The sequence below is a fragment of the Emticicia sp. 17c genome, assembly GCF_037153985.1.
GTDB lineage: Bacteria > Bacteroidota > Bacteroidia > Cytophagales > Spirosomataceae > Emticicia.
The window spans coordinates 145,829-167,373 of sequence record NZ_JBBAYI010000005.1 but is presented as its reverse complement, the minus strand read 5'-3'; the positions used below and the strand labels follow the sequence as shown (position 1 = coordinate 167,373).

Annotated in this window: 20 protein-coding genes; 9 read left to right on the top strand and 11 right to left on the bottom strand. The window is 44.0% G+C overall.

Annotation, left to right across the window (positions count from 1 at the left end):
* Nucleotides 1-107: 107 nt before the first annotated feature.
* The 3 genes from porV to WAA15_RS12130 form a co-directional block, all read right to left on the bottom strand.
* Complete coding sequence (gene porV / locus WAA15_RS12140; RefSeq protein ID WP_337043029.1) at nucleotides 108-1,280, bottom strand: type IX secretion system outer membrane channel protein PorV; 1,173 nt, start codon at nucleotides 1,278-1,280, stop codon at nucleotides 108-110.
* Between the two features lie 99 nt (nucleotides 1,281-1,379).
* Nucleotides 1,380-4,817, bottom strand: coding sequence for a type IX secretion system sortase PorU (porU, locus tag WAA15_RS12135; RefSeq protein WP_337043028.1), 3,438 nt, complete (start codon nucleotides 4,815-4,817; stop codon nucleotides 1,380-1,382).
* 19 nt (nucleotides 4,818-4,836) lie between these two features.
* Nucleotides 4,837-5,535 (bottom strand): SprT-like domain-containing protein, encoded by a 699-nt coding sequence (locus tag WAA15_RS12130; protein WP_337043027.1) that lies wholly within the window; start codon nucleotides 5,533-5,535, stop codon nucleotides 4,837-4,839.
* Here WAA15_RS12130 and WAA15_RS12125 point away from each other — a divergent pair.
* Nucleotides 5,521-5,724 carry a hypothetical protein gene (locus WAA15_RS12125; RefSeq protein WP_337043026.1) on the top strand — a complete coding sequence of 68 codons (204 nt, stop codon included), beginning with the start codon at nucleotides 5,521-5,523 and terminating at the stop codon, nucleotides 5,722-5,724. The genes WAA15_RS12130 and WAA15_RS12125 overlap by 15 nt on opposite strands.
* A gap of 159 nt (nucleotides 5,725-5,883) precedes the next feature.
* Here WAA15_RS12125 and WAA15_RS12120 read toward each other — a convergent pair whose 3' ends face one another.
* The 3 genes from WAA15_RS12120 to WAA15_RS12110 form a co-directional block, all read right to left on the bottom strand.
* Nucleotides 5,884-7,122, bottom strand: coding sequence for a J domain-containing protein (locus WAA15_RS12120; RefSeq protein ID WP_337043025.1), 1,239 nt, complete (start codon nucleotides 7,120-7,122; stop codon nucleotides 5,884-5,886).
* 433 nt (nucleotides 7,123-7,555) lie between these two features.
* The gene (locus WAA15_RS12115) at nucleotides 7,556-8,107 is read right to left on the bottom strand and encodes a hypothetical protein (protein ID WP_337043024.1); all 552 of its coding nucleotides are present in this window, start codon (nucleotides 8,105-8,107) and stop codon (nucleotides 7,556-7,558) included.
* 95 nt (nucleotides 8,108-8,202) lie between these two features.
* Nucleotides 8,203-8,910 (bottom strand): hypothetical protein, encoded by a 708-nt coding sequence (locus WAA15_RS12110; RefSeq protein ID WP_337043023.1) that lies wholly within the window; start codon nucleotides 8,908-8,910, stop codon nucleotides 8,203-8,205.
* A 368-nt stretch (nucleotides 8,911-9,278) separates the two neighbouring features.
* Here WAA15_RS12110 and ubiE point away from each other — a divergent pair, with 368 nt between their 5' ends.
* The 5 genes from ubiE (at nucleotide 9,279) to serA (ending at nucleotide 13,691) form a co-directional block, all read left to right on the top strand.
* Complete coding sequence (gene ubiE, locus WAA15_RS12105; protein WP_337043022.1) at nucleotides 9,279-10,007, top strand: bifunctional demethylmenaquinone methyltransferase/2-methoxy-6-polyprenyl-1,4-benzoquinol methylase UbiE; 729 nt, start codon at nucleotides 9,279-9,281, stop codon at nucleotides 10,005-10,007.
* A 41-nt stretch (nucleotides 10,008-10,048) separates the two neighbouring features.
* Nucleotides 10,049-10,825: a type IX secretion/gliding motility protein PorT/SprT gene (gene porT / locus WAA15_RS12100; RefSeq protein WP_337043021.1), complete on the top strand. Its 777-nt coding sequence runs from the start codon at nucleotides 10,049-10,051 to the stop codon at nucleotides 10,823-10,825.
* Between the two features lie 11 nt (nucleotides 10,826-10,836).
* Nucleotides 10,837-11,046: a membrane protein insertion efficiency factor YidD gene (gene yidD / locus WAA15_RS12095; RefSeq protein ID WP_337043020.1), complete on the top strand. Its 210-nt coding sequence runs from the start codon at nucleotides 10,837-10,839 to the stop codon at nucleotides 11,044-11,046.
* 164 nt (nucleotides 11,047-11,210) lie between these two features.
* Entirely contained in the window at nucleotides 11,211-11,750 is a 540-nt protein-coding gene (locus WAA15_RS12090; protein ID WP_337043018.1) for a DinB family protein, read from the top strand.
* A gap of 48 nt (nucleotides 11,751-11,798) precedes the next feature.
* A complete protein-coding gene (gene serA / locus WAA15_RS12085) occupies nucleotides 11,799-13,691 on the top strand; it encodes a phosphoglycerate dehydrogenase (RefSeq protein WP_337043017.1) in 1,893 nt (630 codons plus the stop codon).
* An 81-nt stretch (nucleotides 13,692-13,772) separates the two neighbouring features.
* On the opposite strand, the gene WAA15_RS12080 is transcribed toward serA, so the two are convergent.
* The 3 genes from WAA15_RS12080 to gldG form a co-directional block, all read right to left on the bottom strand.
* Nucleotides 13,773-14,414 (bottom strand): gluconate 2-dehydrogenase subunit 3 family protein, encoded by a 642-nt coding sequence (locus WAA15_RS12080; protein ID WP_337043016.1) that lies wholly within the window; start codon nucleotides 14,412-14,414, stop codon nucleotides 13,773-13,775.
* Nucleotides 14,415-14,441: 27 nt separating this feature from the next.
* Complete coding sequence (locus tag WAA15_RS12075) at nucleotides 14,442-16,190, bottom strand: GMC family oxidoreductase (RefSeq protein WP_337043015.1); 1,749 nt, start codon at nucleotides 16,188-16,190, stop codon at nucleotides 14,442-14,444.
* A gap of 86 nt (nucleotides 16,191-16,276) precedes the next feature.
* Nucleotides 16,277-17,935 carry a gliding motility-associated ABC transporter substrate-binding protein GldG gene (gldG, locus tag WAA15_RS12070; RefSeq protein ID WP_337043014.1) on the bottom strand — a complete coding sequence of 553 codons (1,659 nt, stop codon included), beginning with the start codon at nucleotides 17,933-17,935 and terminating at the stop codon, nucleotides 16,277-16,279.
* 67 nt (nucleotides 17,936-18,002) lie between these two features.
* On the opposite strand from gldG, the gene WAA15_RS12065 reads away from it, so the two are divergent.
* The 3 genes from WAA15_RS12065 to WAA15_RS12055 all read left to right on the top strand — a co-directional run bounded on the left by WAA15_RS12065 (nucleotide 18,003) and on the right by WAA15_RS12055 (nucleotide 19,792).
* Nucleotides 18,003-18,512 (top strand): cupin domain-containing protein, encoded by a 510-nt coding sequence (locus WAA15_RS12065; RefSeq protein ID WP_337043013.1) that lies wholly within the window; start codon nucleotides 18,003-18,005, stop codon nucleotides 18,510-18,512.
* 79 nt (nucleotides 18,513-18,591) lie between these two features.
* A complete protein-coding gene (locus WAA15_RS12060; RefSeq protein ID WP_337043012.1) occupies nucleotides 18,592-19,065 on the top strand; it encodes a DUF4293 domain-containing protein in 474 nt (157 codons plus the stop codon).
* 37 nt (nucleotides 19,066-19,102) lie between these two features.
* Nucleotides 19,103-19,792, top strand: coding sequence for a TIGR02117 family protein (locus tag WAA15_RS12055; protein ID WP_337043011.1), 690 nt, complete (start codon nucleotides 19,103-19,105; stop codon nucleotides 19,790-19,792).
* A gap of 144 nt (nucleotides 19,793-19,936) precedes the next feature.
* On the opposite strand, the gene WAA15_RS12050 is transcribed toward WAA15_RS12055, so the two are convergent.
* Nucleotides 19,937-20,998: an NAD-dependent epimerase/dehydratase family protein gene (locus WAA15_RS12050; protein WP_337043010.1), complete on the bottom strand. Its 1,062-nt coding sequence runs from the start codon at nucleotides 20,996-20,998 to the stop codon at nucleotides 19,937-19,939.
* A 115-nt stretch (nucleotides 20,999-21,113) separates the two neighbouring features.
* On the bottom strand, nucleotides 21,114-21,350 hold the full coding sequence (locus WAA15_RS12045; protein WP_337043009.1) for a hypothetical protein: 237 nt from the start codon (nucleotides 21,348-21,350) through the stop codon (nucleotides 21,114-21,116).
* Between the last annotated feature and the right edge of the window lie 195 nt (nucleotides 21,351-21,545).

The window sequence follows — 21,545 nt, the reverse complement described above, 5'->3', positions numbered from 1 at the left end:
GGAATTATAAGGTTGAGCCAGTAAAGTTACAAACCTAAAAACAAAAACCTCATAGTTTTTGAAAAACTATGAGGTTTTTAACAGCCTTTATGGGCAAGTAAAATTTCTTATTCTGTCGGGTCGTCCGAGCCTTCCAGTGCGCGTTTCGGCTGCATATCAAAAATCAGCGTAATGCGCCATGTATTGGCTAGCGGGCTGCCCTGTGTAGTCGGAATCAGGTATGAGAAATCAATGCCGTAATTATTTTTCAGTTTAAGGCCCAAGCCTGCGGTTACATACTTGTTACCGCCTTTCAGGGCGCTTTGTGCAAAATAACCTGTACGCACGGCAAACACACGGCTATACCAGTATTCAACCCCGAAAGAGCCTGTAAACTCTTTTAATTCTTCTTTGAAACCATCGGGCGCATCACCAAACGACGAGAAAATAGCCTGTACGGTTCCTATGCTTTCAGGGTCTTTACCTTTTATGATATTACCGTTGTTGTCTCTCAAAGGTGGTGTTGGCACCAGTAATTTGTTTACATCAATCAGAAAATTAAATTCATTGTTGGGGTCAATTCTGTAATTAAGGCCAGCACCAAGTTTCAGGTTAGCCGGAATATAATAACGTTCTCTGCCATAATTGATTTTACCACCAATATTCTGTATAACCGCACCGGCTGTAAATGCAGCTCCGCGCTCGCGGTTTTTAACCACGGGCGAATCGTTCATATAGAAAAACGAGAGGTCGCCGGCTACGGTGCTACCCGGTTTACTTGCGGTTCCGTTAATTACCTGCGTACCTACCAGATTTGAGTGAATAAATTTGATATTCAGCCCCATGGCAATATCGCGCGATAGCTTACGGCTATACCCGCCCGTGATATTAAAATCTCTTGAAGGGAAATCTCCGATAGGTTGCCCTGTGTTGGTGGTAAACTGTATTTGCCCCTGATTAAAGTAGGTCATCGATAAACCCAGTACTTGGTCTTTACCCACTTTTTTATAGATAGCCGCATGAAGCAGCCCCATATCATCTACTAAATCTCTCAACCATGGTGTATAAGAAACCGTCGAACCCAGACTACGGTCAATAAATGGTAGTTTTGCGGTATTCCAATACATTGAATTGGCATCCGGCGAAGACGCTACCCCTGCATCGCCCAGCGCAGCCCCCCTTGAATCAGGAGAAATTGTAAGGAAAGGAACAGCTGGGGAAATGGCTCTTTGCTGTGCCTGAGCCGTTAAAGAGTTAATTAAAATTACACTTGCCAGAGTGGCCAATAATTTGCTTTTCATGAGCGCTTGTTTTTCATTCTGCCCAGGTATGCGGGCTTTTAATATTATTATGTTTGGATTCCGTTAGTTTAAGGCATCAAATATAACAGTTTTTCTTATTTACTTCCAAAATACTAGTTTCCCCGAAGTATAAGTTTTTGTGTTATTACTTAATAAAACGGCATCAATCCGATAGAAGTAGGTTCCAATAGCCATATCTTTAAAGTCAATATTCATGCCAATATTTATGGTTTTCTGGCACGCATAACACATTTCAGACTTTTCAAAAACGGGTTTACCGAGTTTATCAAAAACCCTGATTCCAAAGGCTATATCTTCTCCTTCCGCATTGTGCTCAATTAAAAAGCTGGTGGCTTCCTGAAACGGGTTCGGGTAGTTATAGGCTTTTATTAACCTGAACTTTTCATTCTCCACTATGAACTTTAACGATACCTCCGTGGAATTATTATAGGTATCCCATATTTTTAATTTAACGGTAAAAACCCCCGTCGGCAACTTCCCGAAGGCATATTTCAGTATACCTTTCGTATAATCTTCGCTACTTATAAAGTACTGATTTACAATCACTTGCAAAGTGTCGTTCAGCGTAAGAAGCATTTCATGCCCAATACCTGCCTGCGACACGTTAATGCCGTTCTCGTCGCTTATTCGGGCTTCCAGCACATTGTTTTTATCTACAAAAAGTTCAATTTCTGGCCCCTTCGTATCGATGGCAACCACAGGCTCGCTGCCGCCCACCATTACCTTCCCGAAACTCCCGATAGCATCGTTGCTACTATCGGCCTGCACGGCATAGCAGGTTATTTTGCCTTGCCCTAACTGATAGTTAATATCTTTTGGCACTACAAAATTTACCGCGAAAACCCCGTTTTTTACCGTGGCTTTTCCTTCAAAAATCTTGTTCTGATATAACTGATAATTAAATTTATTTGTTTTTTGCCCCAGTGTGCTTAAGGTCGAAGGTTTATCAAAAACCGATACCACCACCGTACCATTAAAATTGTTTTTTAGCTGGTTGGTTGCCGCGTCTCTTACCTCGCCCTCAATACTTGCTTTGGCCAATGCCTTTAATACCTGCCCGTCGGGATACTGCCCGTTGATTCTTGTAACGGCTATCTTGTCGGTAGGGTATGCCAGCCGCATGGAGGGGTCGCCCAGTAGCGAAAAATTACGGTTATTTACACTCAGCACCGAGTTATTTTTTGTAATTCTGAAAATATCGCCCAACCGTGTATTACCGCTTTCTTTCTGCAAGACGAAAGCCGAGTAAAAAGCGTTGTTTAGCAAAAAATTAGTATACGAAAAAACTGGCCTAGTGGTAGTGAGCAAACCTATGGCCCCACCACCCGCGCTTAAAAGGGCAATTTCGGCCCCTGACACCACCGAGGGGTCATCAAAACGACCAAACGAGCAGGTGGCCGTCAGAAACAGCGGCATATTATTCAGGTTTCGCCACGCTTCAATCTGGTCAATTGTCAGAATTTTTTCTTCTGTCCAGCCGTCGGGGCCGCCGTGTCCGCTATAATTCACAATCAGGCTGCCTTCATTCACGGTTTTATTAATGGCCTTGTTTACGTCAGGGGCAATAGTGCCGCTCGAGGTAGACACCTGCCGGAAGGCATCAACATAAATTTTATTAATAACCAGATTTTTATCCTGATTCTCGAGCAATGTAGCAATCTGGTCGGCATCGCTCTGATGCACGTTGGCATCGCCGTCGTCGGCTACGAAGCTCACCTTCCCGCGCCAGCGACCAAAGGTTTTGGCATTTTGTGCATAATATATCAGTTTATCCACCACACCTTTGGCTTCCTCGGGCGATTTCGCCGGAAGCCGCCCGATGCTCACATCGAGCGTGTGGTTACCCTGACTGTTTTCGGCCCATTCGCCTTCGTTGTTTTCAAGAAACCCGAAGTAATCGTCCGACGAAAAGGTCATTACAGGGTTTAGCGACTCACGGCTTTCATAAGTCGGTATGTACATCCGTGTATCAACATAAGCAAACCTGTTATTATTTTTATAATCGTAGGTTGCGTCGGCAAACAGCAGTATATACTTGAAACGGGCGGGGTCTTTCAGCCATAATAAACGAGCAAAATCCCGAATAGCCGTTGGGTCGGGTTTACCTGAGGCAAATTCGTTATATACCTCATTAATGTTTGCCACCGCTACCGAAAGCCCATCGTGGTTTCGTCTGAACTCGGCCAGTCTCTCGGCTTGTTGCCGCCAGTCGGGCAAGGTAATAATGAGCATATCAGGTACGGCTGTGGCGTGTAAATTCTGATTAGCCAATGGCTGGATACTATGCGGCGTAAGCAGATTATTGCCCGAAAACAGCGCGAAGGTTTTGGGCAGGCCCGCCGTTTGTATGCCGAAACTACCTTCGGAGCCGTTAAGCGTAAAAGCAATGTTCTGAGGAGCCAATGGCTGCGAAACATCCCAGATTCGGGCCTGAGCATTGGCCTGAGCCACCCTGAAATTAGTTGCCTCGTTACTGAGGCTCTCCAGCACGCGCGCCTGTACTTGCCCGCTATAAAACTGCAAGGCCCGTTTCGACTTTATCTCAAAGTAATTCAGGTACGCCACTGCCGACGACTGCCCCCCTTTATTAAAACTGTAAGTGAGTTTCAGGGTATTGCCATTACTGGCACTACCGTTAAAAGTACGCGTGTTTTCGATGCCTTTCAGGTCATAAACGCCTTTTTCATCGTACTGCCCTGCCCTGATAGCCCCAAAAGTATGCGAGCCAAGCAAAGTGCCATTCAGTTGCAGGCTTAACTGTGTTTGGGTGTAAGCCGCCGCAACCGCCGACGACACAATAAGCACAGGCGAGTCGGGCAATAAGCCCTCAATGGTCTGGCTGAAGCTCAGTTCGGTGCTTACTCCAAAGGCTTCGCCGTACCATTCTCTACCCGAGCCGCTCAGTTCTTTGGCTCCTGAGCTTATCATGTTTTTCTGGTTAAGCTCATGCACCTGAAAATCATCGAACGACGTAACCGACTTATCCGAAGCAGTCAGGCTGGCATTACTTACCCGCAGCCCTTTGGTGTCGGCTATGGTCAGAAAATAAAAAGTCGAGTCAGAATAATAATTATGCTGGTGTTTCAGGCGTTTGGCGGTGGTGTCATAGCTAATGGTATGTGGGCTTTCGGCATAGAAAAGAATGTAGTCGCCGGCATCAAACCTGCCGTCGGCTTCGCCTGCTACTTCAATGGCGTTTTCGGTTAAATCCTGTGGGCGCGCGGTGGCGTTGGGTTGTGGCAGCAATGCGCCCCCGTTGCCAAACAACTTTATGTTTTGCGGATTAACCTTTGTCAGGTCAATGCCTGCTCTGGTCAGCAAACCCGCATCAATTTTATACACACCCGTTTGTGTCGTAGCTATTTTATACCACACGCCTTTGCTCAGTACCGAGGTCTGGCTAAAGGTCAGGTGCGGCCATAGCATAGTTACACACCCCAACAGCCAGCCGAAGCCACCACCGAGCCATTTGGCTGCGCCATACTTATCTTTGTTATTATTTATCTGGTATGCCATTGTTCGTTTACCATGCTGCTTATTCTTCAACCAGCGTTACTCTTGCCGTAGCCAGAATTGTCCATCTGCGTTTGCTGTTTCGCTCCATACACAGCACCCTTGTGCGGCGTTTTTCGAGTTTCTGAAATACGGTATTCCTGAACGTAAACCATTGTTTGTCGGCCACTTCTACCAGCAAAATACCGTTTTGTTGCACGGCATCAAAGCTCTGCAAGGCAATTGCCAGCGGCGCGTACCTTACCGACGATGCCGCCGGATTACGCATATATTGCGCCAGTGGCACTAATATCGTTTCATGAAAAACTTGCTCGGTCAGCAAGGGTAACATCAAGCCCTGAAAACTAGTTTTCCATTCTTTGCCGTGGGGTGCTATTTTTTTTCTCGACTTGCCAAGCCATGCACGCTGATGAGCAATTTCATGAATATACGTTAGCAGAAAAGCATATACGTTCAGGTCATGATTCACCGTTATTGTATGCTGCCCGTTCCGAAAACTATAATTGCCGAAACAAGTGCTGCGCGTACGCGTAATTTTAAACGAAAAAGGGTGTTCTTTCCATAATTTAAAACAGTAGTCAACAGCAGCGGCTGGCACGTGTTTGCCCAGTAATTCATACATTTTTGCGGCTGTTTCCGGTTTGGGTTCTGAAACCGGAGCGTCTGTTACCGGAGGCTGCGAACTTTGTTTTTTACTTCCAGAAAATTGAAAAAAGGACATGCAAAAATCCGTAATTTTAAGCTAATTAATATTCAGAATGTTAAAGATAACTATTTAACAAACACCTTAGCCTGCCTCAATACCTATTTGACTCCCGAAATAGCTTATGGGTTGCATAAACCTACCCATAACCCGAAAATTTCTGCCAATAGCGTTATCAGGGCAGTTGAGCAAAAGGGGCTTTATTAGCTAACAAAAAGCAGCGGCCAAATATTACATAGGGCCTGTAAATGTTTCGTATTTGTTTGGGCAGGCGTGTATCTGGGGCCGAAAAAGCCCGTGTTTAGCTACCTACCCAATAACAGAGAGTGAAGCGTTTCGGCAAAGGGTTAATTACGCCAGAACCGATTAAGCAAAAAGAGTGGCAAGTTTACTTTTGAGTTTATGCTGCCTGATATTATAAGAAGTTTGCTTGATTGCCTTAATCTTTTTCTTTGAAAACAAATGTGTGGCCAACAAGCCTCCTATGGCAATAATGACACTGTAAATGTTCATTTCAAGGGTATTTGACTGGTTATAATCCTGATACCCCAATACTGCGGCATAAGCAGCCAAGCCCGTACTGGTTATGCCCGCCCCCCAGTAGCTGAGGTTTATTGCCCTCACTGTTTTTTTACATTCTTTGTCGACAGGTCTGGTGCCACCGCGTTGCAAGGTATCCGAGGCATTAATAAAAGCATAATGCTGCTCCTGCTTGTAGGTGTAAACAAGTACCCAGTAAGGCACATAAAAAAGGGTGTCACTTATGTTGGTAAAATCTACGTCTACGTCGGCGTGCGAAACAGTATTGTAATTATACTGGCGTAGCTCCTGAGTTTTTATCTGATTAACTAATTCGTTTTTCAAACGCTGTTCAAACAAATCTTCTGGCTGGTATTCAGGCTCATGAATCTGTTTTTTATCAAAACTACTTAAATCAATCTGGTATAAATCATCAATTGTTTTCTGGTTTTTTCTTAGCTCTTTTTCTATGGCCTCAAACATAGACCCCTTGCCAACCTCCTGATTGAGCGCAAAAAGCGAAACCTCGTTATGAAACTTATGCCCAACCTGATAATATTCTGTTACCCGATACGCCTCTTCTTCGTATCGTTTGGTATTATAATTATAAATAGTTCTGTTTCGGGTTTTGTCAAGCCCTAGCCTCGCCCTGAAATCGCCCGAGTATGCCTTTTGTATATGATAAAAAGGCAAAAAGCACAAACTACGTTGGCTGCTGATGTTGTCAAGAATGTCGTTAGGGGTGTATTCGCCTTCCGAAAGCCATGTAAGAATATATTTTTCGAAATCTTTCTCGAAAAACTTCATCGGCTTTGATGTATAATACTGGGCGTTTTGTGGGGCATATAAGGCAGAGAAATCAAAACCGGTTGTGTTGCCCTGCAACGCCGAGTCATAGGCAGTACGCAAGGTTTGTTTTGAAAGAATCTCATAAGCCTCTTTGACTTCAATAAATTTTCGGGCGGAGTCCTGACGACCCCACGTGATTTCGGGATGATACTCTTTTGATTTTTTCCGAAACGCACTTTTTATGTCTTCAATGCCAGCATGATTGCTGATTCCTAATATTTCATAGTAATTTTTCATTGATAAAGATTTTTTTTTGCAGCCATATCATATAATGAAAAGGGAATGTCTGCATGGGTTAGTTCAGACGTTTATTATAGATAGCAATAATATCAATTGAAATACTTCTCGAAGAGCATCTTTTTTTCAGACACACCCAATAAGGTTTGTAGAAAATTCTTTCATCTCAATAACAACAGCGTTTACTCATCTCATTCAATTTCAAAAAAGCATTCTTCAGCAAAACCTTCATCAAGAATAACAATATATTTTATCTTGTGCAAAAAAAATTATTCAATGGTCCGCATTTTAATAAAAACAAGTAAAAATACCTGATACATTTTGCTCAAAAATATTGTATTTACCCCTCCCACTACCCGCAGACATGGCTGTTATTCCGAACAAAAAAAGCAGGAATTACCCTGCCTCAAACGTTGCTCAGACGTAACACCTTTCAGAACCGATACACCTTGTTGTCGAGCTTTACCTCGGTCAGTTTCTTCTTGCCGCCTACACATTCGCCATAACACGCCTGTTGAATAAACCCGATTCCGGGTGCCAGCCAGATAGCGTGTTCTTCATCGGCCATAGCCGGAATATCGAAAAAAAACTGATAACAGTTTTTAACGGTCTCGCTACCAAGTTTCACACTATCGGTTTTGCTTATCAGCTTCACGTTGTAGTCGCGGTACATCCAAATATCGTTCACTTTAGCACCCAAATCAAACAGAACCGATGTTTTCCCCCGATAATACGCCATAATTTTGTCGGCCTCTTTACGTACATACATGGTATCGTAGCTTGTAGTAATGGCAAAGTACGTGTTATTATTAAAAACCTTTGTTTCTGTAATAGTTCTTGTATTCAGGCCGTCCAGTTTCCAGTAGTTGCCTACCTGCAAGGGCAGGTAGCCACCATTTTGTGGTTCAGGCAAAACCGTATCTTTTCCACAAGCAACCAGCCATAAAACGCCAGCAATTCCAAAGAAACCAAGCCATTTTTTCATAGGAGTAATCGAGTAATTGAATAATAAATGTAAAAAAAGTTGTGCAGAAAAAGCAGGTCGAATCCAAAGGAGAGTTCCGACCTGCCCCTGACGCATTATTGCGCCGCAGTTGTTGTTTCTTTCAGGTCTACTTTCACGCCTGTATAATATAGCGTGGTAGTAGCTTCAAAGCCAGAGTCGGTTCCGACAATAACCCAAAGATTACCGTTTGCATCCGACTTGCCCGTAAACTCGCCTGTGCGTTTCACCAGTTTGTATTTGTTTTCGGCCGTGCCATTGCTCACGTTGCCAATCACTTTCATATCCTGCCCACTGGTGGCCTGTTGCATTTTCTTGATGTTCATTTCATAATACTTGCTAGTGGTGTTAGCTACCTTTTTAGGCTCAATTGAGGTAAGCCCGATTCCCATATACACGCTTTCGCTTGGCGAGCCGCCCACACCTACCGAGCCCTGAGCAGCATTAGAAGCAAATTCAATCTCGAAAGTACCTTTATACAACTGATTCGCCTTTGGCATTGTCAGTTTTTTGGTGATATACATAAACAAATCATCGCTATGGTTATTACCCGACACACGCAACCCTTTCTTCAAAGTATCTAAAGGAGCCGGCAATTTGGCATCTTTAGTAATCAACAATTCATAAAACGCTTCCTCCCCTACCGGATAATCCGCAAAATCTCCGCTCCAACCCTGTGTCGAAACATTAAACTGGTCATTAAATCCTAGTTGTGGGGTGGTTTCCTCTTTCGTACAAGAGAACATAACTGCTACCGAAACAATACTTAAAACAATTTTTTTCATAAATTTTTCTTTGGTTTATTTCCTACATGGATTCTGTTTAAAAAAATATGGTTGGAATTATTTTTTAAATTTTAACCCCAACTGCCATTATCTCTTTGAAAATCAGATACATAAAAAACGAAAAAAATTTATGCCAAAGCCCCACAAGCGGCCATTGGCCAAAACTTATAAACCGCTTTTTTTGTTGAGTTGTAAAGGCATTTACAAGCAGCCCTTATTTAGCTCATAATAAAGTTTTTGTGCCAGATACACCCCCCATAATTTATTGGCTTTAAAGCATTTATCTGAACAAAACGTATCTAATATGAAAATGTGGTTGTAACTTTGCCCGCAGTTATTGTAGCATTGATTTTTTTTGATTATTGAAGATGGTTGTACCGTACAAAGAAAAAGAAACCGGAAAGCGCGAGCAGATAGCCGAAATGTTTGATAACATTTCGCCCAAGTATGACTTTTTAAACCGCCTTCTGAGCGGCGGAATAGATGTGTGGTGGAGACGAAAAGCCATTTCGATGCTACGCCCCGAAAACCCCAAGCTGATACTCGACATTGCCACAGGTACCGGCGACCTCGCCATTGAAGCAGCCAAACAATTGAAACCCGAAAAAGTAATCGGGGTTGATATTTCGGAAGGAATGCTGGCACGCGGCCGTGAGAAAATGAAAAAAATTGGCATGGAAAATGTAATTGAACTCAGAAGTGGAGATTCAGAGAAATTACTGTTCGATAACAATACTTTCGATGCCGTTATCGTTTCTTTTGGAGTAAGGAACTTTGAGAATCTGGAAAAAGGGCTCACCGATATGTGCAGAGTTACAAAAAACGGTGGCACGTGCCTCATTATTGAGTTCTCAAAGCCCAAAACACCCGTTATCAAGCAGCTATATTGGTTCTATAATTCTACTATTGTTCCCTTAATAGGGAAACTAATTTCAAAAGATAAAGCAGCTTACAGCTACTTGCCTGAGTCAGTAAAGGCATTCCCTGAGGGCAACGACTTCCTGAGGGTATTTGAAAAAGCCGGATTTACTCAAGTAAAAGCTGTACCCCTTACTTTTGGTATCTGTACGGTATATATTGGCCGAAAAAAGCCCTGATATGCTATTGAATCAGCAGGATTAACATACCTAGTGTCTGGATGAAAAATATTAAAGTACCCTTTTCAAGAAATAATCGCTTTTCTCTTAAAAAAACCTTTGCCGTGGTAAAAGGTTGCCTGTTTGTTTCTTTAATGGCAGCAAACACACTTTATGCCCAACAAAACAAAAGGATTTTTCAGGCAGATTACGATGCCAAAACCTTAAAATTCGGGTACTTTCTGGGTTTGCCTTATACAAACTTCAATATCAGGTTTAATAATTACTTCGTTAACAAAGATAACTATTACGCCATTACCTCGCCCGCCACAATGGGCCTGAAAATGGGCGGGCTGGCCAATATCCGCCTTAACGACTATTTCGATTTCAGGGTATTGCCCACGGTAGCCATTTATGGCCGCCGCCTCGAATACCGCTTTGTTAATACAGCCGCTAACGTACCTGAAGACAAACGACTGGGCCAGAAAACCGAACTCCGCGAAACCGCGTGGTTCGAGCTACCCCTCATGCTCAAATATAAGTCAGAACGCCGCGGCAATGTGCGTATGTATATTTTTGGCGGGTTGCGCTATGCCGTCGAAACCAACGCCGTTAACCGTAAAAACCGCCAGCAGTTTACTACCAAAAACAACGATTTCAGCATAGAATACGGCACAGGTATTGAGTTTTTCAGAGAATATTTCAAGTTCTCGCCCGAACTCCATTTTTCGCACGGGCTGGTTAACCTCATCGACCCCGTTAATGCCCGCGGCACTGCCATTGCCGGCATCGACCGCCTCACTACGCATACCGTTACTTTATATATCTCATTTGAATAAGCCATAAGCCCATGAAATACATCGCCATTTTTCTAGTACGTCTCTATCAGGTTGGTATTTCTCCGTGGTTTCCGGCTTCCTGCCGCTATACACCTACCTGCTCGCAGTATTCGGTAGAAGCATTCCAGAAACATGGTTTTTTCAAGGGGCTGTTACTCACCATCAAGCGCATCGGGCGTTGTCATCCGTGGGGTGGCCATGGATATGACCCAGTTCCCTGAAAATTACTATATTTGCACTTCTTCTTCATCAACTATTGATATATTGTATTTTATCAAGAAAAATCTTGACTATTTGTTTAATTATTGAAAATCAATAGCTTAGCTCACTTTTACTTCTGAAATAGTCTGTAAATTTGAGTTTGCAACAAAACCTCCCTGAAGCAATGAGCCTCGAGCAACGCCAGTTTCCAATTGGTAAATGGAAACCCGAAAACAGCTATTCGGAAGAAGAAATAGCGAAAAACATCAGCATTATTGAGAGCTATCCGGCCGAATATAAAAGGCTCACAAGTACCCTTTCGGCAGACGAACTGGCAAAAACCTATCGTGAAGGCGCCTGGAGCATCCACAAACTGGTTGTACATATCTCAGATATGCACATTCTGCATTTTGCCCGTTTCAAACAGGCACTCTGCGAAAACAACCCACAAGGCTATATACCCAATATTAACGGCTGGGCAAACAACCCCGAAGTAGCAAGCGTGCCACTGGCCGATGCCCTGCTACTGCTGGAAGCCACCCACAAACGTTGGGCGCATTTGCTCAAATCAATGTCAGCGCAGGATTTCAGCAAAACGTTTTTCCATGCAGGCCGCCAACTAACCCTGACCCTCGCACAAGCCCTGCACATGGGTGCATGGCACTCGGCGCATCATCTGGAGCATATTAAAATTGCTTTGGCAGATACCCCAACTAACGCATAGTTTTAACAGCAATACCTATTATATAGTTACCTAGCATTTAAGTGGTTCATGAATAATAAACCTTATTTTATCATAGATTTCGACAGCACCTTTACCAAAGTAGAAGGGCTCGACGAACTAGCCAATATAGCCCTTGCGGGCAATACCAATCAGGAAAAAATCGTAGGCGAAATCAGAAGCCTGACCGAAATGGGCATGAACGGCGAAATATCTTTTGCCGAAGCCCTGCGCCGCAGAATTGAATTACTGAAAGCCAACCGCGACCACATCGGAAAGCTGGTTGATTTCCTGCATACTAAAGTCTCAGACTCGTTTCAGAGAAACGAAAAATTCCTGAGAGAATACGCCGACAACATCCTGATTATTTCGGGTGGTTTCAAAGAATTTATTGTGCCTATTGTAACAGCAATGGGGCTGAAAGAAGAAAACGTATACGCCAACACCTTTCAGTTCGACTACGAAGGCAATATCGTAGGTGTTGATGATAACAACGTACTGGCACACGAAAAAGGTAAAGTAAAACTACTGGCATCGTTACAACTCGATGGCGACGTGTACGCCCTCGGCGACGGCTACACCGACTACGAGCTACGCGCAGCAGGGTTGGCTAATCGTTTTTATGCCTTTACAGAAAACGTTGAGCGCGAAAAAGTAATTGCCAAAGCCGACCACGTAGTGCCGTCGTTAGATGAGTTTCTGTACCTTAACAAGCTGCCCCGCAGCCAGTCGTACCCCAAAAGCCGTATCAAAGTTCTGCTTCTCGAAAACGTGCATCCGGTTGCCGTTGATGCCTTCAAACGCGAAGGCTTCGATGTAGAGTTTCATAAAGGCGCAATGGACGAAACCGAACTGGCCGAAAAAATAAAGGGGGTGTCTATTCTGGGTATTCGCTCAAAAACCAACGTAACCAGAAAAGTACTCGAAAACGCCGATAAACTCATGACAATCGGGGCTTTCTGTATCGGTACTAACCAGATTGATTTAAAAGCAAGCACCGAAAAAGGCATTGCCGTTTTTAATGCTCCTTATAGCAATACGCGTTCGGTGGTTGAACTGGCCGTTGGCGAAATGATTATGCTCATTCGTAATATTTTCCCGAAAAGTATCGGTATGCACGCAGGCACGTGGGATAAATCAGCCAACAATAGCTTTGAAGTACGTGGCAAAAAACTGGGCCTGATAGGCTACGGCCATATTGGCACACAGTTATCGGTCATTGGCGAAGCACTTGGTATGGAGGTTTATTTCTACGACATCGTAGATAAAATGCCTATTGGTAATGCCAAAAAATGCCGCTCGCTCGACGAGGTTCTCCGTGTAGCCGATGTAGTAAGTATGCACATCGACGGCCGCAAGGATAACACCAATCTGTTTGGCAAGCGTGAGTTCGAAATGATGAAACACGGCGTTGTGTTCCTGAATCTGGCACGAGGCCATGTGGTTGATGTACCTGCTTTGGTAGAAGCCCTCAAGAGCGGGAAAGTGTCAGGTGCAGGGGTTGATGTGTTTCCGTATGAGCCTAAAACCAATAACGAAGAGTTTATAAACGAATTAAGAGGCTTGCCAAACGTGATTCTGACCCCACACATTGGTGGAAGCACCGAAGAAGCACAGGAAGGCATTGGGCATTATGTACCAGAACGCCTGCTTGAGTTCATGAATAACGGCAGCACTACGGGCAGTGTAAACTTCCCTGAGCTACAATTGCCGTTACTGAAAGACTCGCACCGTTTGCTGCACATTCATAAGAACGTACCGGGTATTCTGGCAAAAATCAACAATATATTTGCCAAACACGCCATTAACATTAATGGCCAGTACCTCAAAACCAACGAAAACATCGGGTATGTTATCATGGATGTAGACAAAGGCTATACCGACGAGTTTGTGCAGGAAATAAAAGAAATGGAAGAAACCATCAGGTTCAGAATGCTGTACTGATTGGTTGTTTGATAACAACGAAAAATCCCCGAAAGAAGCTCTTTCGGGGATTTTTTTCGTTCAGAATAGTAGCCACTGGCACTATTCGTCTTTTTTATCGTACAATGGGTCATACTTCAGGCCATACTTATCGAGTACATCCTGCGGAACACCCTTCCAGTCGTTTGGTGTGTTACCCATGTAACCTAAATCATCAAAACCCATGCGGGTAGTGTAAAATCCGGTTACGGTAAGGTTTCTGATTTGCGAGAAAAACGCTGCCCCTTGCGACATCTCAGGTTTAACGTCTTCAGGGTAGGCAATATCTTCTACTACCTCTATGCGTTGGGCAGGGGTACATTGCGCAAAGGCTTTGCCAAAACGCTTGGTGCAGTGGTTATCGAGCCAGCGCAAACCACCTCTGAGCGGGGTTTGATACCCGGGTTGGTCTTTCACGATGAACTCAATAAAGGCAGGCACACCTGCTTGGGTAGCACTCCCCGACTTACCGTCGGCCGGAATAATAATATCGCTCAGGATACCAATAGTAGTAAGCTCGCCAGCCGTAAAGAATTTCTCGGCCATCAATTTTTTATCCCGCTCAATTTCCTCAGGAATACGCGCAGGCGTAGTTTTAAACGGCTTCGGGTCTGGTGCCGGCGCAGCTACCAGTTCGCTGGTTGGTAAAACGGCCATTCCTAACGAACTTAATGAAATTGCTTTTAGTGTATCTCTACGTTTCATGTTTGTCTGTATTGAAAATGGTCTTGATTAAATGTTTTTCGCTTTTACCTGCTCAATAATGTAGTCAGAAGTACGCCACGAACTAGCCAGAATTGTCCAAGTTACGTTTTTGTCGCCCTGCGATACAAACGGCGCAGCATCAACCACAAACAGGTTTTTCACATCATGGGCTTGTTGCCAGCCATTCAGAGCCGATTTTTTAGGGTCATTACCCATACGCACGGTTCCTACTTCATGAATAATTTCGCCCGGTTGTGCCAGACCATAGTTATTGCTTGCATCAGGTTTTTTACCCATCGGAATCCCCCCCATTGCGTGGATGATTTCCTCAAAGGTATCCTGCATGTGTTTGGCTTGTTTTATTTCGTTTTCGCTCCATTTGTAGTGGTAGCGGAGTGTCGGAATACCGTATTTATCTACGTTATTAGGGTCAATTTCACAGTAGTTCGACTCCAACGGAATAGGTTCTCCGCGGCCAGCCATTCCGATATAAGCCCCATACGTGCGGCGGATATCTTCTTTCAGGCTTGCACCGTAACCACCTGCTTTTTTCTTGTTACCGTTTTTATCAGTAATAAGGCCATTTACGCGCTCAATACCCATACCGAAACCAAAGCCGGGCATACCCATACCGCCACCGTATTCGATGTGGTAACCTCTTGGGAAATCAAGTTTTTTGTTATCGAGCCACCATGGCGTAAACACGTGCATACCACCCACGCCATCTTCGTTGTAGCGTTTGCGGTCGAGCAATGCCGGAATAAACGCCGAGCGGCTTGCCCCTGTTGAGTCGTTCAGGTATTTACCAATTACACCGCTGTCGTTAGCCAACCCTCTGGCAAATCTCGACGATTTCGAGTTAAGCATCAGGCGGGCGGTTTCGCAGGTACTGGCAGCCAGCACAACAATTTTACCCTTAATTGAATATTCTTTTAAATCGAGTTTATTTACATAAGAAACACCCGTACAAAGGCCAGTAGTAGGGTCGGTTAATACCTCTCTTACCATAGCGTTGTTAATGAGCGTCAGGTTTCCTGTTTTAGCCGCCGGAATACACAACACCGATGACGACGAGAAATCGGCATAAGCCTGACAAGCCCTACCGCATTGCGCACAGTAGAAGCAAGCCCCGCGTGAATCGTTGATTGGCTTGGTAAGCATAGCCATACGCGACGGAATAACCGGAATACCAATGCCAGTAGCTGCTTTTTTCAGCATTAGCTCGTGCAAACGAGGCTTTGGAGGAGGCAGAAAAATACCATCTGGCTCATTACGGATACCTTCTTTTGTACCGAACAACCCAATGAGTTTATCCACTTTATCATAATAAGGAGCGTAGTCATCATAACTGGTAGGCCAGTCGTCGCCGATGCCCGTCATGGAACCTCTGCGGAAATCATCCGGGCCGAAACGCATCGAAATACGCCCCCAGTGATTGGTTCTACCACCGAGCATTCTTGAACGGAACCAGCGAAACTGCGTACCCGGCATAGCCGCGTAAGGTTCGCCTTCAATATCCCAACCGCCCCAGGCAGCATCAAAGTCACCGAACGGGCGCGTACGGGTACTTGCCCCACGGCGAGGCGACTCCCACGGATTTTTTAATTGTGTAATGTATTTAGGGTCTGCGGGGTCGAAATATCCGCCCGCCTCTAGCAAGCAAACCTTTGCACCAGCCTTAGTAAGTTGGTATGCTGCCATACCACCACCCGCACCAGAGCCAACAATGACAACATCAAAGACTTTTGGTTGCTCTTTAATTTCAAATAGGTTCATGTTTAACCGGTCGTAGATAGAAGATGAAAAAAAATATATTCGAGTTTTAAATGTAGTACTTTTTTTACGAAAAAAAAGACCTTTCGTCAGGCAAATTTTCTTTTCCGTAGCATAAACAAAATAATACCAGATAAAACCACAAGCCCAAGCGGAAGCGCAATATTAATTGTTTGCCATTTGGTGCGTTCGTCACGGATACGAAGTTTGTCGAGCGGTCGAATTTTTATTTCTTTTCCGCGCGCCTGTATCACGCCGTTTTCGTCAATCATATAATCGATGGCATTCAGCACAAAATCTTTATTACCAAAAATATGCTGGGTGGTTTTATCGAAACCCAAAGGGAGCGGATTCCCCGTTTTAGGGTTGAGGTCGTTCGCAATCAGATCACCATCCGAACACACAAACACTTTGGTTGGCTGGCTTTCGGCCTTGAAACTGGCATAGCGGGGGTCAGACGGCAGCAAGCGGTTTTTGTATAATGACTGAAACTTACCCTCAAGCAAATAAGCGATGGTTTTAACGCCGCCGTTATACTCGCTTTCCTGCGTTTCGGTATGTGCTTCGTTATAAGTAACCAATGCCGGTGCATTCAGCACTTTGGTGTAGGGGCTAGTCATTAACAGCGGTATTTTATTTACCTCAGGTGCCATTACGGTATCAATAGAAGCCACATAGCGGCAATAAACGAGGTCTATATTATTGGTTATGAGGCTCTTGCCGAAATTATTAATTACCGGAAAATACCGATACGGAATGGGCTGAATGTTGGGTCTGTCGCCCATGTTGCCCACCACCATCGGAATAGCCGCCGAGCTATTGCCATCTTTAATAATGTTACTGTTGATTCGGACCCCGTACTTGAAAAACAAGTCGGTCAGGTTCAGTTCCAGTGGTTGGGCGTAAGTACCTTCAAGCCCTACTGAGTCAACTTTCAGGCCATCTACAAAAAACAAAGCCCTGCCGCCGTTCATCACAAACTGGTCAATTTTATATTTGGTGCTATCATCAACTGGCAAATCAGGCTTCGGTAATATAATGGCATCAAGCCCCTGAAACGTAGGCGATTGTTTGGCATCAATAATGTACAAATTATAACGCTCATGCAACGAGGCAATGAGGTCAGCAAAACTAGCAGGTTTCAGTTTGGTAAATTCGGTCAGTAAGCCTATATTCTTTTTCTGTTTCTGGGTCAGTTTCCGAATAGCACTTGCCAGTTCGTACTCAACATTTTCGTACGACTGGTTCAGTTTTTCCTGTGCGCTTGCGCCCTCGGTTCCTTTCAGTAACAAAACCGGCACTTCTTTGCCCTCATAGCTCACCGTTGCATACGGAAAAATAATGTTTTCAATCTGCCGCCCGTTTTTAGTATCAACCACACGGGTTGGTGTCATGCCTTTTTTAAAGAGTTCTTCATAAAACTGCTCTCGTTTTTGGGTATTGCTTTCGGCATTAGGGTTAAACGACCTGAAATCGATATTTGTACCTCCGTACACCTGAAACTCTTCGAGGGTTTCGTTAACGGCGCGCTTAAGGCGTTCAAAACCACCGGGTAGCTCGTCGCCATCCAGATACACCTTAATCAGCACCTCTTTGTCGAGGTTTTCGAGCAAGGTTTTAGTAGCATCCGAAATCGAATAGCGTTTTTCTTCGGTTAGGTCAACACGAAAGAAAACAAACGAAGCCAGTATATTTAGCAGAACAATTCCGCCAAGAATAGATAAGATTTTTATAAATTTACTTTTCATTAAACAAACCCAGTTCTATTATTTTTCCCAAAAATAAGATATTCATTTATCTATTTCCACATTAAATATGAAAACAGCCAAATATTGGGTAGAAAAATACCGTATGCAGGCGCACCCCGAGGGAGGTTATTTTGCAGAAACGTATCGTTCGCCAGAAGTTATCTCTCATGATGCTCTTCCTAAACGTTTCGGAGGAGACAGAAATTTTAGTACCGCCATTTATTTTTTGCTCGAAGGCCACCAGTTCTCTGCCCTGCACCGCATCCAGTCCGACGAAATGTGGCACTTTTACCACGGCACTCCGCTCAATATTTTTTATATTGATAATCAGGGCTTTGTACAGACCATCAAACTAGGCAATAACCCCGAAAACGGCGAGGTTTTTCAGGCGGTGGTTCCGGCAGGTGTGTGGTTTGGCAGCAAACCCGCCCAGCCCGACGGCTACTCGCTGGTGGGTTGTACCGTAGCACCCGGTTTCAGTTTTGAAGATTTCGAGCTGGCTAGTCGGGCAGCCTTACTGCAACAATACCCCCAACACCCCGAAATCATAAACTTGCTTACCTCCGATAAAATTTAGTGCCTATCTCATGCAGGATATGCACGATTATTTACCTTTGTACCGAAATTGTTATTTATAATTATTAATTTTTGTTGAAATGTTACAACGCCCTCAATCAGTATTATTACTTCTGACCGCCATTTGTATGGTTCTGTATCTGGCAACGCCCCCTGTATGGCACAAGGTAGGCACCGGCGAAGAAGCAATATTAACCCCTTACTACATGGCCCACATGAAAGGCACACTGGCTGCTGTAAACCGCCCTGTGTTTTATCTGGCAATTTTAGCCGTTCTTTCGGCCGGAGTTTCCGTTTTCACTATTTTTCAATACAAAAACCGTGTTCGTCAGATGATGTTCGTAGCCCTTAACTCGCTTATTGGCGCGGCATTACTTGGCACAACCGTTTACCATATTCAGTTTGAAGCTACCAGATTTTTTAACCCCGACCAACAAGGAGAATTTGGGATAGGTTTCTGGGCTGCTTTTGCCGCACTGGTATTTAACTGGATTTCTAACCGATTGATTCGTCGTGACGAAAGAAAAGTAAGAGATGCCGACAGAATGAGATAATTGTTGTTTGTCTTTCAATTTTCTGACCTATTATTACTTGAAAACTGCATTAACTTTACTCAAAGCCGCAGGGCTTGCTGTGCTGAGCCTGATATGCCTGCTAGGTATTTATCTGCTGGCTGCGTATGTGCTATCAAGAATGAGTGTTGATAAAGAAAATCAGACTCAGAACGATGTTTCGGTTTATATTCTGACCAATGGCGTGCATACCGACCTCGTAGTGCCTATTAAAACCGACCAGCTAGACTGGAGCCAGGAAGTAAAGTTTGCTAACACAACGGGCAAAGATACCACGTTTAATTATGTGGCTTTCGGCTGGGGCGACAAAGGTTTTTATCTGGAAACACCCACTTGGGCAGACCTCAAAGCCAGTACCGCTTTTAAAGCGGCCTTTGCGCTGAGTACGTCGGCCATTCATGCTACTTTTTACAAACACATGAAAGAAGGGCCCGACTGCGTAAAGATTGATATTTCAAAAGACCAATACGCAAGATTGGTGAAATATATTCAGGAGAGTTTCACGACCGATGCACAGGGGCATCTGATGCCCATTCGGACGAACGCCAATTATGGCAGCACCGACGCTTTCTATGAAGCCAAAGGCAGTTATCATTTGTTTCATACCTGCAATACGTGGGCTAACAACGGCCTGAAAAGTTGCGGGCAAAAAGCCAGCCTCTGGACTCCTTTCGATACCGGAATTTTTTACCAGTATGCGTCTAGGTAGATACTTGTGTGGTATCATTAAAATATATCATCAAGAGTTCCCCCCTTAAATTCAACATACCAGACAGCAACAAATTGCAGGCAGGTTCTTCAAACAAAAAAGGTTCTAATCGATCGATTAGAACCTTTTTTGTTTATATAACTTTTACACACGCTGGCTGATGTTGTCGTACATCTGCACGAGTGTTTCTTTGAGGTCATACTTCCAGTTCCACTCTGGGTAATGCGTTTTGAACTTGGTAAGGTCAGATATGTACCAGATATGGTCGCCGCTGCGGTTGTCTTCCGCATAGCTGTAATTCATCTTATTACCTGTAATTTCTTCACAAATGGCAATCCCTTCCTGCATTGAGCAGTTAGAGAAACGTCCGCCACCAGCGTTATAAACTTCGCCTGGGCGTGGAGCATTATAATAATGCCAGAACATATTCACGAGGTCCCAGCTATGGATATTGTCACGTACTTGTTTGCCTTTGTAGCCAAAAATAGTATAATGATTTCCGGTAATGGCGCATTTCATTAAGTAAGCCAGAAAACCATGTAGCTGCGCGCCCGAATGGTTAGGGCCTGTTAAACATCCTCCACGGAAAACAGCCGTTTTCATTCCGAAATAACGACCATACTCCTGCACCATTACGTCTGCCGCCACTTTCGAGGCACCAAAAATAGAGTGTTTCGAGTGGTCGATTGACATCAACTCATCGATACCGTTCTGATAATATGGGTGGTTCTGGTCTACTTCCCAACGGGTTTCCAGTTCTACCAACGGAAGGTAGTTAGGCGTATCGCCATATACTTTGTTAGTAGACGTAAAAATAAATACGGCATCAGGGCAATGCTGGCGTGTCATTTCAAGCATCACAAGGGTTCCGTTTGCATTTACCGTAAAGTCGGTGAAAGGCTCGCGTGCGGCCCAGTCATGGCTTGGCTGAGCAGCCGTATGCACCACTAATTTAATGTCGTGGCCGTATTCTTTAAATATCGAACCGATTTGTTCTTCCGAGCGGATATCGGCATTATAATGTTTATAATTGCTGAATCTTTCTTCCAAGCGATTACGGTTCCAGTCTGTTGATGCCTCTTTGCCGAAGAAATAAGAACGTAAGTTATTATCAACCCCAATAACTAAATCGAATTTTTCTGCAAAAAAAGCTACCGACTCGCTACCTATCAAACCTGCCGAACCTGTTACTAATGCTATGTTCATTTTGGGTTTTTGTTTTGTTTATGATGGGTGTGAAAAATAAAATAGGCATATTACATGCTTACAATAGCTTATACAGCTATGAAGATTGTAATTTGCCTATCTTATGAGCTAACAATTAAGCCCCTGCTTTTCCATACAGTTTCTCGCGGATAGCGTTAGCTTCCTTCTCAAGCTCTGGATTAGCCGTATATTTATTTTTTAATTGTCTGGCAGCAGAATCAGGGCTTACACCATATACCCACTGATCTCCCTTACGGACATCTTTTTGTTCAATACTATTATTTTTTTGATAGTCGCATGATGCCAATGAAACCGCAACTACTGCAAACAATAACACGCTTAACTTTCTCATGTTAAATAATGATGGTCTTTAAATTTGCACAAATTTAAGTTTGCTAATTCAAATCGCCAAAATAAATTGTATTTTTTAAATTCCAAGCCCGTTACAGCTCCTATATGGCTCAGTATTAAGCCCCCTGATGGGCAAAAACACAAGCCTTAATAGTAACAGTAAAGTATTTTGGTATCGGCGTGGGGGCTATCACCG